This is a genomic window from Plesiomonas sp. ISS29 (genome assembly GCF_056522795.1).
Map to the genome: position 1 here is coordinate 2021837 of NZ_JAWRZQ010000001.1, position 13196 is coordinate 2035032.

At 45.2% G+C, this 13196-nt stretch carries 13 protein-coding genes and 1 other annotated feature; of the genes, 11 read left to right on the plus strand and 2 right to left on the minus strand.

Annotated features, from left to right (window positions below; translation table 11 throughout):
• Positions 1 to 119: 119 nt before the first annotated feature.
• Both hxpB and AC1HDJ_RS09080 read right to left on the minus strand, forming a co-directional pair.
• Positions 120 to 767: a hexitol phosphatase HxpB gene (gene hxpB / locus AC1HDJ_RS09075; RefSeq protein WP_479535233.1), complete on the minus strand. Its 648-nt coding sequence runs from the start codon at positions 765 to 767 to the stop codon at positions 120 to 122.
• A 109-nt stretch (positions 768 to 876) separates the two neighbouring features.
• The gene (locus AC1HDJ_RS09080; protein WP_479535235.1) at positions 877 to 1755 is read right to left on the minus strand and encodes a fructosamine kinase family protein; all 879 of its coding nucleotides are present in this window, start codon (positions 1753 to 1755) and stop codon (positions 877 to 879) included.
• A gap of 393 nt (positions 1756 to 2148) precedes the next feature.
• Between AC1HDJ_RS09080 and thrS the strand changes: the two genes are divergently transcribed.
• From thrS to AC1HDJ_RS09135, 11 genes are all read left to right on the plus strand, one after another.
• On the plus strand, positions 2149 to 4077 hold the full coding sequence (gene thrS / locus AC1HDJ_RS09085; protein WP_479535237.1) for a threonine--tRNA ligase: 1929 nt from the start codon (positions 2149 to 2151) through the stop codon (positions 4075 to 4077).
• A gap of 4 nt (positions 4078 to 4081) precedes the next feature.
• Positions 4082 to 4624, plus strand: a complete 543-nt coding sequence (infC, locus tag AC1HDJ_RS09090) for a translation initiation factor IF-3 (RefSeq protein ID WP_438624235.1) — start codon at positions 4082 to 4084, stop codon at positions 4622 to 4624.
• A 90-nt stretch (positions 4625 to 4714) separates the two neighbouring features.
• A complete protein-coding gene (rpmI, locus tag AC1HDJ_RS09095; RefSeq protein WP_010863568.1) occupies positions 4715 to 4912 on the plus strand; it encodes a 50S ribosomal protein L35 in 198 nt (65 codons plus the stop codon).
• Between the two features lie 37 nt (positions 4913 to 4949).
• The gene (gene rplT / locus AC1HDJ_RS09100; protein WP_438624108.1) at positions 4950 to 5306 is read left to right on the plus strand and encodes a 50S ribosomal protein L20; all 357 of its coding nucleotides are present in this window, start codon (positions 4950 to 4952) and stop codon (positions 5304 to 5306) included.
• 85 nt (positions 5307 to 5391) lie between these two features.
• Positions 5392 to 5523 (plus strand) — a sequence feature (Phe leader region).
• A 195-nt stretch (positions 5524 to 5718) separates the two neighbouring features.
• On the plus strand, positions 5719 to 6705 hold the full coding sequence (gene pheS, locus AC1HDJ_RS09105) for a phenylalanine--tRNA ligase subunit alpha (RefSeq protein WP_438621975.1): 987 nt from the start codon (positions 5719 to 5721) through the stop codon (positions 6703 to 6705).
• Positions 6706 to 6723: 18 nt separating this feature from the next.
• A complete protein-coding gene (pheT, locus tag AC1HDJ_RS09110; protein WP_479535240.1) occupies positions 6724 to 9111 on the plus strand; it encodes a phenylalanine--tRNA ligase subunit beta in 2388 nt (795 codons plus the stop codon).
• Positions 9112 to 9115: 4 nt separating this feature from the next.
• Positions 9116 to 9412: an integration host factor subunit alpha gene (ihfA, locus tag AC1HDJ_RS09115; RefSeq protein ID WP_438621973.1), complete on the plus strand. Its 297-nt coding sequence runs from the start codon at positions 9116 to 9118 to the stop codon at positions 9410 to 9412.
• 229 nt (positions 9413 to 9641) lie between these two features.
• Complete coding sequence (astE, locus tag AC1HDJ_RS09120) at positions 9642 to 10679, plus strand: succinylglutamate desuccinylase (protein WP_479535242.1); 1038 nt, start codon at positions 9642 to 9644, stop codon at positions 10677 to 10679.
• Entirely contained in the window at positions 10679 to 11674 is a 996-nt protein-coding gene (gene btuC, locus AC1HDJ_RS09125; protein ID WP_479535244.1) for a vitamin B12 ABC transporter permease BtuC, read from the plus strand. Before astE ends, btuC begins: the two co-directional genes overlap by 1 nt.
• Positions 11675 to 11780: 106 nt before the next feature.
• A complete protein-coding gene (locus AC1HDJ_RS09130; RefSeq protein WP_479535246.1) occupies positions 11781 to 12542 on the plus strand; it encodes a vitamin B12 ABC transporter ATP-binding protein BtuD in 762 nt (253 codons plus the stop codon).
• Between the two features lie 115 nt (positions 12543 to 12657).
• Positions 12658 to 13149, plus strand: coding sequence for an NlpC/P60 family protein (locus AC1HDJ_RS09135; protein ID WP_479535248.1), 492 nt, complete (start codon positions 12658 to 12660; stop codon positions 13147 to 13149).
• Positions 13150 to 13196: the final 47 nt, after the last annotated feature.

The window sequence follows — 13196 nt, forward strand, 5'->3', positions numbered from 1 at the left end:
GTATCCCAGCATCATGGCATTTTAGTCTATTTATTGGGATACGCAGCTATATTTTTTTAAACGCTGCTAACTACGCTAAACGTGTAGTTAAACACGAATATATTGTTAAATTCAGGAAATTATTTCAGGTGCAGATAACTGACCAGCTGCAAACTGGATAAGCAGTGATCAGCAATTGACCAGCGCGGATCATCTAACAGTAACTTATCGGGGACTACAACCGTCTGCATGCGGGCGGCCTTGGCTGCAATTAACCCCGGCAGTGAATCCTCAAACGCAATACACTGTATTGGCTGAACATGTAAAGCCTGCGCACATTTAAGGTAAACCTCGGGATGAGGTTTTCCGTAAGGAAGAGATTTTGCTGATTCAATAGCATCAAAACAGTGCGTTAAACAAAGCGCATCAAGTACCTGATGAATCAGTTCAAGCGGGGAAGAAGAGGCTAGCCCGATTTTTAAATCACACTTACGGCACAGACTTAAAACCTCAATAACACCCGGCATCATAGGCTTATAGCGTGCTACCAAATCACCCACACGCTGCACAATTTGCCCGACAACCGCTTCTTTACCTATGCCAGACCACGGAAAACGGCTGTACCACAGATTGACTATCTGATCGATACGCACCCCAGTTGTCAGCATTGTGTCTTGCAAAGTAATATCCACGCCCAGCGGGCGTAGTACATCTATCTGAGCCTGCTGCCAAAACGGCTCAGAATCAACCAATAATCCATCCATATCAAATATGGCAGCTTTAAGCATTACATCACTCCTTTGAGATTAGGTGTTATGTACTTACAAACACCTATAGTCCTTATTATTGTCACAGCTTATACAATATAGCTCATATGGATAACCACCAAAACCACTATCAAGAACGAAAAACCATACGGTCGATCACGGTTTGTGCCCGCGCCAAATAGTCCCCGCCAAACAAATTACATAAATTTAGCAAATGATAGAGCTGATAAATGCTCTTACGCTGACTATAACCGTTGGAAAGTGGGCTTAACCGCTCATAAGCCTGCTGAAATGTTGCCGGTAGGGGGGGGAACAACGTATTTGCCAATTCACTTGCTGCAATATCGCACTCTCGATCTCCCCAGTAACAGGCTGGGTTAAAAACCACAGGGCCGGTTGATGAGCTACCACAATGGTGGCTTAACAGATTGCCAAGCAACAGAGAAGGCTCAACCGTATGCCCTGAAAGAAGCTCTCTTACCGCCCCGACAATCTGCTTGATATCCCCAAAATAAATGCCTTTCTCTTGGCATAACTGTAACTGCCAGCCAATACGCTGCTCAGCAAAAAACGTATCCCAGCGAAGTTGCCAACTATTAGGCTGTGGCGTGCTAGCTAAACCGTTATCCTCATCAAATCCAAACTTCAGCTGCTCACCCCACAAATGCAAGCAGGCCAATTGAGCACCTAACTCGGCGGCATCTATCGTATTGATCGGAGCAAGATCAATATATTCCATGAGAAGGAAGCTTTTATTTCTGAATGTGCCTACAGCATAAGGGGTTGGAACGCGCACTGTTTCTGTGCTGCTCAGTAATGAAAGAGCATCATATTCTGCCTGAAACTGCGGCAGCAAAGAGAGATCATTCACTTTTACAAAAACCGGATCATGTCCGTTAGAGATGAAATAGCTTTCGGATACCTCACCACCTCGCAGCGCCGTCTTTTCTGAAATGACATAAGCGTATTGGAAGTGTTCACTTAACAACGTACAGACGGTATGCCACATGGTGTTACCCCTTACGTAAAGTTACAGGTGAAAGGTTGCAGGCGTGTTATTTCAATTCCATAAAACTAGCGTATAAATTTAGCGCAATCCCTGAGTCAGTGCACAGTTGAGCGAAACAGTTGTGTTAAATATAAACAAGAAATCGCTGTTAACGATAAACCTGCTCGGTATTTCTTTATTCGCGTAGGCTCAGCGTATTTTTGTATGGTAGGATTTATGCGAACTGGTGGTTTTGCTAACGATCGTGTTGCTTTGAAAATCAAATCAACCGATTGTCATAAACCATTCTCGCAGAGTGAGTCGAGATACCAGAGTACTCATCTATTATTTGATAGATTTACAGCCTGTATGTGATCTTTCGTGTGGGTCACCACTGCAGAATAAGGAATCATTATGCCTGTTATTACCCTTCCTGACGGCAGTCAGCGTCAGTTCGAGCATGCCGTTTCTATTATGGATATCGCGCGTGATATCGGCCCTGGTCTGGCGAAAGCCTGTATTGCTGGCCGCATCAACGGTGAACTGGCAGATGCCAGCGATCTGATCGAACAAGATGCGCACGTTGCTATTATTACGGCAAAAGATGATGCCGGTGTCGAAATTTTACGACACTCCTGCGCACATCTGTTAGGTCATGCTATCAAGCAGTTATGGCCAGACACCCGTATGGCAATCGGCCCTGTTATCGACCACGGTTTTTACTACGATGTCGATATTGACCGTACCTTAAGTCAGGAAGACTTAGATCAGCTTGAAAAGCGCATGCTTGAGCTGGCAAAAAAAGATTACGATGTCATCAAGAAAAAAGTGAGCTGGCAAGAAGCCCGTGACACTTTTGCTGCGCGCGGTGAAAACTATAAAGTCGCCATTCTTGACGAAAATATTGCGCGTGATGACCAGCCGGGTCTATATCACCACGAAGAGTACGTAGATATGTGCCGTGGCCCGCATGTTCCTAACATGCGTTTTTGCCACCACTTTAAACTGCAAAAAATTGCAGGTGCGTACTGGCGTGGCGATAGCAGCAATAAAATGCTGCAACGTATCTACGGCACAGCGTGGGCAGATAAAAAGCAACTGAGCGCTTATCTACAGCGTTTAGAAGAAGCAGCAAAACGTGACCACCGTAAAATCGGCAAGCAGCTTGACCTGTATCATATGCAGGAAGAAGCACCGGGCATGGTATTTTGGCACAATGATGGCTGGACTATCTTCCGTGAGCTAGAAGCGTTTGTTCGCATGAAACTGCGCGAGTATGACTACCAAGAAGTCAAAGGCCCATTCATGATGGACCGCGTGCTGTGGGAGCGTTCAGGCCATTGGGAAAAATACTCTGAAGCAATGTTCACCACCTCATCAGAGAACCGTGAATACGCGATTAAACCAATGAACTGCCCGGGCCACGTACAGATTTTCAACCAAGGTTTGAAATCTTACCGTGATCTGCCACTGCGTATGGCTGAATTTGGTTGCTGCCACCGTAATGAGCCATCAGGCTCACTGCATGGCCTAATGCGTGTACGCGGCTTCACCCAAGATGATGCGCATATTTTCTGTACCGAAGATCAAGTACAAGAAGAAGTAACCAATTGTATTAAAATGGTTTACGACGTCTACAGTACTTTCGGTTTCCAGAATATTGCAGTAAAATTATCAACACGCCCGGAAAAGCGCATTGGTTCCGATGAAACATGGGATAAAGCCGAAGAGGGTCTGGCCGAAGCACTTCGTGCAAATGGCTTAGATTTTGATCTTCAACCGGGTGAGGGGGCATTTTATGGCCCTAAAATTGAATTTACCTTGCACGATTGTTTAGATCGCGCATGGCAATGTGGTACTATCCAGCTCGACTTTGCACTGCCTGGTCGTTTAAATGCCTCTTACGTTGGTGAAAATAACGAACGCCACGTACCAGTCATGATTCACCGTGCAATTTTGGGTTCACTCGAGCGTTTCATCGGTATTTTAATCGAAGAGTACGCAGGGTACTTCCCGTCATGGCTAGCACCGGTACAAGCGGTTATCATGAATATTACTGATAACCAAGCCGATTATGTACGCGAATTGACCGAAAAGCTGCAATCTGCGGGTCTGAGAGTAAAATCAGACTTGAGAAATGAGAAGATTGGCTTTAAAATCCGCGAACACACTTTACGGCGTGTACCGTACATGCTGGTTTGTGGCGATAAAGAAGTGGAAGGCGGCCAAGTCGCCGTACGCACTCGCCGCGGTAAAGACCTAGGCAGTATGAATGTTGACGAATTCATTGCTCATTTGAAGCAAGAAATTCGCAGCCGTAATTTGAATCTTTTAGAGGAATAAGCTTATTAAAGGCGCAAAACGAGTTCAACCGACGCGACCAAACCGTATTAACGAAGAGATTCGCGTCCGTGAAGTCCGTCTGATCGGCGTAGACGGCGAGCAAATCGGTGTTGTTAGCATCCTTGATGCTCGTGAAAAAGCAGCAGAAGCAGGCGTTGATCTGGTAGAGATCAGTCCTACAGCAGAGCCGCCAGTTTGTCGTATCATGGATTACGGCAAATTCCTTTATGAAAAGAGCAAGGCTGCGAAAGAGCAAAAGAAAAATCAAAAAGTTATTCAGGTTAAGGAAATTAAATTCCGTCCTGGTACAGATGAAGGCGACTATCAGGTCAAACTACGCAACCTGATTCGTTTTCTGGAAGAAGGCGATAAAGCTAAAATCACACTGCGTTTCCGTGGTCGTGAAATGGCTCACCAACAAATCGGTGTTGAAGTTCTTAACCGTATCCGTGACGACTTAGCAGAACTTGCTGTAGTTGAATCGTATCCGAGCCGAATTGAAGCACGTCAGATGATTATGGTGCTCGCACCTAAGAAGAAACAGTAAGGCATATACAAGTAGTTTATGTTGGCATTTTGGTGCCAACATAGCTCGCCTAGCTGGTTCGTTTCAATTAACAATGCGGAGTAGATACTCATGCCAAAAATGAAAACCGTGCGCGGTGCCGCTAAGCGCTTTAAGAAAACTGCTTCTGGTGGTTTTAAGCGTAAGCAGTCTCACCTGCGTCATATCCTGACTAAGAAATCGACTACTCGTAAGCGTCACCTACGTCACAAGTCCATGGTTGCTAAGTCCGACCTGGTTCTGGTAGTAGCGTGTCTGCCGTACGCATAACATTTTTTTTCAGGTTTAAGACGATTAGGAGATAACCATGGCTCGTGTGAAGCGTGGTGTGACTGCACGTGCACGTCACAAAAAAGTTCTGAAAGCAGCGAAAGGTTACTACGGTGCCCGTTCTCGCGTTTATCGTGTTGCTTTCCAAGCAGTAATTAAAGCAGGCCAATATGCTTACCGTGACCGCCGCCAGAAAAAGCGTGTGTTCCGTCAGCTGTGGATTGCACGTATTAACGCTGCAGCACGTCAGAACAGCATGTCTTACAGCCGTTTCATCAACGGTTTGAAGAAAGCTTCTATTGAAATCGATCGTAAGATCTTGGCTGATATCGCAGTATTCGACAAAGTAGCATTTGCTGCTCTGGTAGAAAAAGCGAAAGCAGCACTGGCATAAGCTAGTTCAATAGGTAAGGGAGGCATTGCCTCCCTTATTTTTTACCAAATGGCGTTAACTGATACAACAAATAAATTACAGAATGACTTATTATTCCGGCATCATCTTTCGTTTCTTTTTTTTCTTTATCCCCCAATAAACAGGGAGGATTGCTTCGCGTTGAGAAAAGAAACGAAAGACGAATGCAAAAAGCCTCCCAACGGGAGGCTTTTTTGTTGGTTGATCGTGGATTTGACACAAATAATCACAGAACAACGCTCTAAAATGACACAGTATTAAAGACGGCAAATGCTGATTTGATCATGATATGGTATTAGCATTTGGTGAATAGACAGGAAAACGATAATATCCTTGTTTATTGATAGGTTACGGTTACGAGCAACTCCCTTTATGGGGTAATTGAGGAATACACATGCAACAGCAATTAGCAGAATTAGTTGCACAGGCTCAGGCCGCTATCGAGCACGCGAATGATATCGCCGCGCTAGATACCGTGCGTGTTGAGTTTCTGGGCAAAAAAGGGCACATGACCCTGCAAATGCAGTCTTTACGCAATGTTCCGGCAGAAGAGCGTCCGGCGGCAGGTCAGGTGATCAACCTTGCTAAGCAACAGGTTCAAGATGCGTTAAATGCCAAAAAAGAGCTGCTTGAATCCGCAGCCCTCAATGCTCGTTTAGCCGCTGAAACCATTGATGTTTCACTGCCGGGCCGTCGTATCGAGAACGGGGGTTTACACCCTGTGACACGTACCATCGAACGTATTGAAACTTTCTTCGGTGAGTTGGGTTTCAGCGTGGCTAATGGCCCCGAAATTGAAGATGATTTCCATAACTTCGATGCATTGAATATTCCAGGCCATCATCCTGCACGTGCTGATCATGATACTTTCTGGTTTGATGCGCGCCGTTTGCTGCGGACACAAACTTCCGGTGTCCAGATTCGCACCATGCAAAATGAAGAGCCGCCGATCCGTATCATTGCGCCGGGCCGTGTTTACCGTAACGATTACGATCAAACCCATACACCAATGTTCCATCAGGTTGAGGGTTTGATGATTGATAAAAACATCAGCTTCACGCAGTTAAAAGGCATTTTGCATGACTTCCTGCGTAATTATTTTGAAGAAGACCTGACCATTCGTTTCCGCCCATCTTATTTCCCGTTTACCGAGCCTTCTGCTGAAGTTGACGTTATGGGTAAAAATGGCAAATGGTTAGAAGTGCTTGGTTGCGGCATGGTACACCCAAGTGTACTGCGCAACGTAGGAATCGATCCTGAAGTGTATTCCGGTTTTGCATTTGGCATGGGCGTAGAGCGTTTAACCATGTTGCGTTACGGTGTCACTGATTTACGTTCTTTCTTTGAGAACGATCTGCGTTTCCTTAAGCAATTCAAATAATTTCGGGAGTCGAATACAATGAAATTCAGCGAATCTTGGCTGCGTGAGTGGGTCAATCCCGCAATTAGCACCGAAGAACTGTCAGAACAAATCACCATGGCCGGTCTGGAAGTTGATGCGGTTGAGCCGGTTGCCGGTGCATTTACCGGTGTCGTGGTAGGGCATGTGGTTGAGTGCGCACAGCACCCCGATGCGGATAAACTGCGTGTAACCAAAGTGGATGTGGGTAACGATACCCTCATTGATATCGTATGTGGTGCGCCCAATTGTCGTCAAGGCCTGAAAGTTTGCTGTGCGATCGTAGGTGCAGTGCTGCCGGGTGATTTCAAGATTAAGAAAGCGAAACTACGCGGACAACCGTCTGAGGGGATGTTGTGCTCTTTCGATGAGCTGGCAATTCCGGTTGAATCTGACGGCATTATTGAGTTACCGGCTGATGCGCCAGTAGGTATGGATGTCCGTGAATACCTGCAACTGAATGATAATGCTATTGAAATTGGCTTAACACCAAACCGTGCTGATTGCTTGGGTATGGCGGGTATCGCCCGTGAAGTCGGCGTGCTGAACCGTTTACTGGTTACTGAACCTGCTATTAACCCGGTTGCTGCAAGCATTGAAAATGTGCTACCAATCAAAGTAAATGCGCCTCAGGCTTGCCCGCGCTATTTAGGCCGCATCATCAAGGGGATCAACCTGAATACCGCAAGCCCACTGTGGATGCAGGAAAAACTGCGCCGTTGTGGTATTCGCTCGATTGATCCAGTAGTTGATATCACCAACTATATGCTGCTTGAGATGGGGCAGCCGATGCATGCATTCGATGAAAGTAAAATCGACGGCGGTATTGTTGTACGTATGGCAGAAGAAGGTGAAAAGCTAGCGCTGCTCGATGGCAACGAGGTTACGTTACGCAGCGATACACTGGTTATTGCTGATCATAAACAACCTCTGGCAATGGCCGGTATTTTTGGTGGTGAGTATTCAGGCGTTACGGCTGATACGCAAAATGTGCTGCTCGAGTGTGCATTCTTTAGCCCGCTGAGTATTACTGGCCGTGCGCGTGCTTATGGTTTGCATACTGACTCATCACACCGTTTTGAGCGTGGTGTTGATCACGCTATGCAATATAAAGCGCTAGAGCGTGCAACGGCATTACTGCTTGAAATTTGCGGTGGTGAAGCAGGCCCAGTGATTGATGTGACCTCTGCAAGCAATTTGCCACAGGCTGCAACCATCACGTTACGCCGTCACAAACTGGATTCACTGATTGGCTATGTCATTAAAGATGATGTGGTAACCGACATTCTAACCCGCTTGGGTTGTCAGGTAAGCAAAACAGCAGAAGGCTGGACAACAGTTGCGCCATCTTGGCGTTTTGATATGGAAATTGAAGAAGATCTGGTCGAAGAGGTGGCCCGTATCTTTGGTTACAACAATATCCCGAATGAAGCTCCGCTGGCTGAGTTGCGTATGAATGACCATAAAGAGTCAAACTTACCACTTAAGCGAGTCAAAGCCGCATTGGTAGATTGTGGTTATCAAGAAGCGATTACCTACAGCTTTGTTGATCCGAAAATTCAGGCATTATTGCATCCGAATGAAGAAGCAATGATTTTGCCAAACCCAATTTCTGTTGAAATGTCGGCAATGCGTTTGTCACTGTGGTCTGGTTTACTCGGTGCAGCAGTGTACAACCAAAACCGCCAGCAGCCTCGTGTACGTTTGTTCGAAAGTGGTTTGCGTTTTGTTCCTGATGCTACAGCAGAGAATGGTGTTCGCCAAGAAACCATGCTGGCCGGTTTAATTACCGGTAACCGCAGTGGTGAGCACTGGGCTCAGGAAAGCAAAACTGTTGACTTTTTTGACCTGAAAGGGGATTTGGAAGCGGTTCTGGAGCTGACAGGCCGTTTGGCTGATATTAAATTCCAAACTACATCTAACCCAGCTCTGCATCCTGGACAAAGCGCTGCACTGTTTTTAGATGGCGAGCAAATTGGTCTGATTGGTGCGCTGCACCCAGAACTCGAGCGTAAGCTTGATCTGAATGGCCGTACTATGCTGTTTGAAGTGCAGTGGGATAAGATCTCTCAGCGCATGATCGCCTCAGCGCAGAGTATTTCACGTTTCCCTGCGAACCGTCGAGATATCGCTATTGTGGTGGATGAAGCAGTTTCTGCACAAAATATTGTTGATGAATGCCAGAAAGTTGGCGGAAATCAGTTAGTTGGCGTAAACTTATTTGACGTGTACCGTGGAAAGGGTGTAAATGATGGTTGTAAGAGCTTGGCGGTGAGCCTCGTTCTGCAAGACACTTCCCGTACACTGGAAGAAGAGGAAATCGCTAACGCTGTGTCGAACATAGTGGAAGCGTTAAAAGTAAGATTTCATGCATCCTTGAGGGACTAAATCTATGGCACTCACCAAAGCCGAAATGGCAGAGAATCTGTTTGAAAGCCTCGGACTCAGTAAACGAGATGCCAAGGATCTGGTTGAAGCGTTTTTCGAGGAAATCAGAAAGGCTTTGGAGAATGGCGAACAGATTAAGCTGTCTGGTTTCGGAAACTTTGAACTTCGTGATAAAAACCAGCGGCCTGGGCGTAATCCTAAAACCGGTGAAGACATTCCGATTACAGCTCGTCGGGTTGTAACCTTTAAGCCGGGGCAAAAATTAAAAGCACGTGTCGAAGGCACTGATGTGAAAGAGTAGATTCCCTGAGATTGCGCGTATATAGCGCGCATCTTTTTGCTCTTTTTTAGCCGCCTGTTTTCAGGGCTGATTATTCAGCACCCGTGCTATTTATCCCTAAAGGCTACCTCATTTATGGTAGCCTTTTTTAATCGTTTTTTAAGGCCGATATTTTTACTCTATATCGTTCTGCGCTAGGATGGCGAAAATTGAGTAGTGATAAATTTGGCGACATCAACGGAGGTTTTTTATGCGACTTGTTGAGTTGTTAAATGGTGACTTTTTAAGTCTTTCATTAGCACATGAGTGGCACTTATCCGCCAGTGAATTTACGTTAAATAACGGCACAAAAGTCTCTATCTGGGATACCGGTGTCATCATCTTTGCACCTCAAACTCACTCTGATCGAGATATTATTTTGTCATGTGGTCTACATGGCAATGAAACTGCGCCTATTGAGCTACTCTCTGATTTAGTTCAGACTTTACTGCTTGAAAAATGGCAGGTGAATCAGCGGGTAATGTTTATTTTTGGTAACCCCGCGGCGATTAATGCCAATGTGCGTGAAATTCGCGATAACTTAAACCGCTTATTCAGTGGGGCGCATCTTGGCGGCCGCTCGCGTGAACGCGATCGAGCAGCAAAACTTGAAGCCTATGTTGATCGTTTTTTTCGTGAAGGCGGAGCTACTCGGGCACGTTATCACTATGATTTTCACACCGCTTTACGCCGCTCGCGCTATGAAAAATTTGCCATTTATCCCTATTTACATGACGCAACCCACAATTTAGAACAATTGGCGTTTTTATCTGCATGTGGGATTAAAACCGCTGTACTGATGAATACTCCGACCACTACGTTCAGTTATTTTTCAAGTAAAGAGTTTTCCGCTCATGCGTTTACTCTTGAACTTGGAAAGGCCGCTCCCTTTGGGCAAAATGATCCCCATGCATTAACCTTATTGCGCACACAACTGATAAACTTTTGTAGTCAGGAAAATTATGTATGGCCGCAATCAGTAGCAGACGTCAAATTATTTGCTGTCTGCCGTGAGATTCGCCGTAATAGTGATGATTTTCGGTTTCTTTTTTTGGATGATTTACCGAATTTTTCCACATTTCAGCAAGGTGACCATTTTGCTGTTGATGGTGAGATAAACTACTACATTGAGCAACCATACGAGACCATTGTTTTCCCCAACCTTAATGTTGCGATAGGGCAGCGTGCATGTTTGACTGCGGTGCCCATTTCTATTCCTGCGCTTCTACATAATAATTTGAAATCTTAATGTCTTTTTATCCTTTGATTGAATTGCAACATCGCCGCTGCCGCCATAAGATTTTTGTGATGAGCACTCTTTTATTGCTGATGATACTTTTTAGCCTAATGGCTGGGGAGCAGTGGTTGTGGCCGGCACAGTGGAATACACCTATTGCACAAACGCTGGTTTTTGAGCTGCGCTTACCACGCATGATTGCTGCGTTATGTGTTGGTGGTGCATTGGCCATTGCCGGAGCATCAATGCAAAATTTATTTGCAAACCCCTTGGCTGAGCCCGGATTACTCGGGCTATCAAATGGCTCGGGAGTTTTGCTGGTTATTGTTATGTGGTGGTTTCATGGTTTTCCTCCAATTTGGTTAGTGAGCCTGTTGGCAATTGTTGGAGCACTGGTTATTACCCTGTTTTTGTTGTGGCTTGCACATGCAAAGCGGTTGAACAATGCACGGCTGTTGCTGATGGGGGTAGCTTTTAGCATTTTAAGCGGCGCAATGATGACATGGATGGTATACCTAAGTGATGATTTAAGTTTGCGCCAGTTAATGTACTGGATGATGGGGAGTTTCAGCGGGATCAGCTGGGATCAGCTGGTAATGTTACCGCTGTTATTACTGCCAGTAATCTGGTTACTTCGGCAATCTGCCTCATTTAACTTACTCTTGTTAGGGGAGTCATCAGCAAGACAATTAGGGTTAAATATCCGGTGGTTACGCGGATTTCTTGTTGTTGCTGTTGCCTTTATTGTGGGAACGAGTGTTGCATTGGCTGGTGTGATAAGTTTTGTTGGTTTAATTATTCCCCATTTACTGCGTCTTGCCGGTTTTACCGATCAGCACTATTTATTACCTGCCTGTTTTATCGGCGGTGGAATGGCTCTGGTATTTGCTGATTTATTAGCTCGGTTATCATTAAATGCTGCAGAGTTACCGGTAGGTGTGGTTACTGCCAGTATTGGTGCACCACTGTTTGTGTGGATGTTACTCAACCAAATGACAACTGACTAAATTAAACGCAATATACAGGCACCTCTTGTTGTGTGGTTATTTTTTACAGCACTTATATCTCATGGCTTAGGTTGATCATGTGAGTTTCATACCAATAGGGCTACCCATGTTAACGTTGTTGGATATTAGCCTGAATGGGCGTTTAAAGCAGATTTCGGGTGAAATAGAGCCTCATAAAATCACCCACTTGATCGGCCCTAATGGCGCAGGGAAAAGTACGTTACTTGCCGTGATGGCCGGTATGTTAGCGCCCGAAAAAGGCAGAGTTTGTTATGCGCGTCATCAGCAATACTGCGATATATCCACACTTTCATTACGTGAATTAACGGGTATCCGCGGATTTTTATCCCAGCAGCAATTTCCTGCTATGGATATTCCGGTCTTTCAGTATATTTATGCGCATTATCAAGGTGTTGCTTCACCGGAAGTAGAAGCTGTTATTATTATGCTAATTGAGCGGTTATTGTTAACCGATAAATTACAGCGCCGGATATCACAACTTTCAGGTGGAGAGTGGCAACGGGTTCGTTTAGTCTCTATTCTTTTACAAGTCTGGCCAGATATTAACGCTACCGTTAGCATGCTATTTTTAGATGAGCCGATGACAGCGTTGGATGTGGCTCATCAGGTTATCGTGAATGATTTATTGAAAACATTAAAAAGCAAAGGGTTAACGATTATTATGACCGGTCATGATCTTAACCATACACTCTGCAATTCTGATCAGGTGTGGATTATGCAAGAGGGTATGCGTATTGCTTATGGTGATACGCGTACTGTGATGACCGAGCAACAATTATCATCAACTTATGGCGTACCTTTCAAACGTATCAGGGTTGAAGGGCGGGATGTGTTGCTGACCCCATAATCGATAGCGGTAAGTAAAGCGTTTTGCGGATCATGCTATGTGACAACGTCACTAATGGTTGGGTGCCTCTTCGGTATAAAACCGATGTCTAAAAATACAATAACGGTAATCACTTATGATAAGGATATTTTCATTTCGCTTTGTTGGTTTGATAACCTTAATATTATTGTTAGCTGCTTGTTCGTCTACACCTACAAAAAAGAGTTCATCGATTAAAGGCTCACTCGGTGATCCCATTATGGTGATTGCAGCTCTGCATGAACAGCTTGATGACTGGTACGGTGCGCCTTATCACCTTGGTGGAATGACAAAACGAGGCGTGGATTGTTCCGGTTTTGTTTCAGTAACATTTAAAGATCGCTTTGCGCTTGGGCTTCCACGAACCACATCAGCACAGGCACGCAAAGGTACTAAAGTCACTAAAAGCGATCTTCAACCTGGGGATCTGGTCTTTTTCCGCACAGGAAGAGGGCCGAATGGGTTGCATGTAGGTATTTACGCTGATAATGACAGTTTCATTCATGCATCAACATCTTCAGGTGTAGTGAAATCATCTATGAACAATCAATACTGGCGACAGGTATACTGGCAATCTCGTAGGTTGTAGTGCTAGATAAACGCAATACTGTACTCAGAGAGAATTTCCAGTATAGT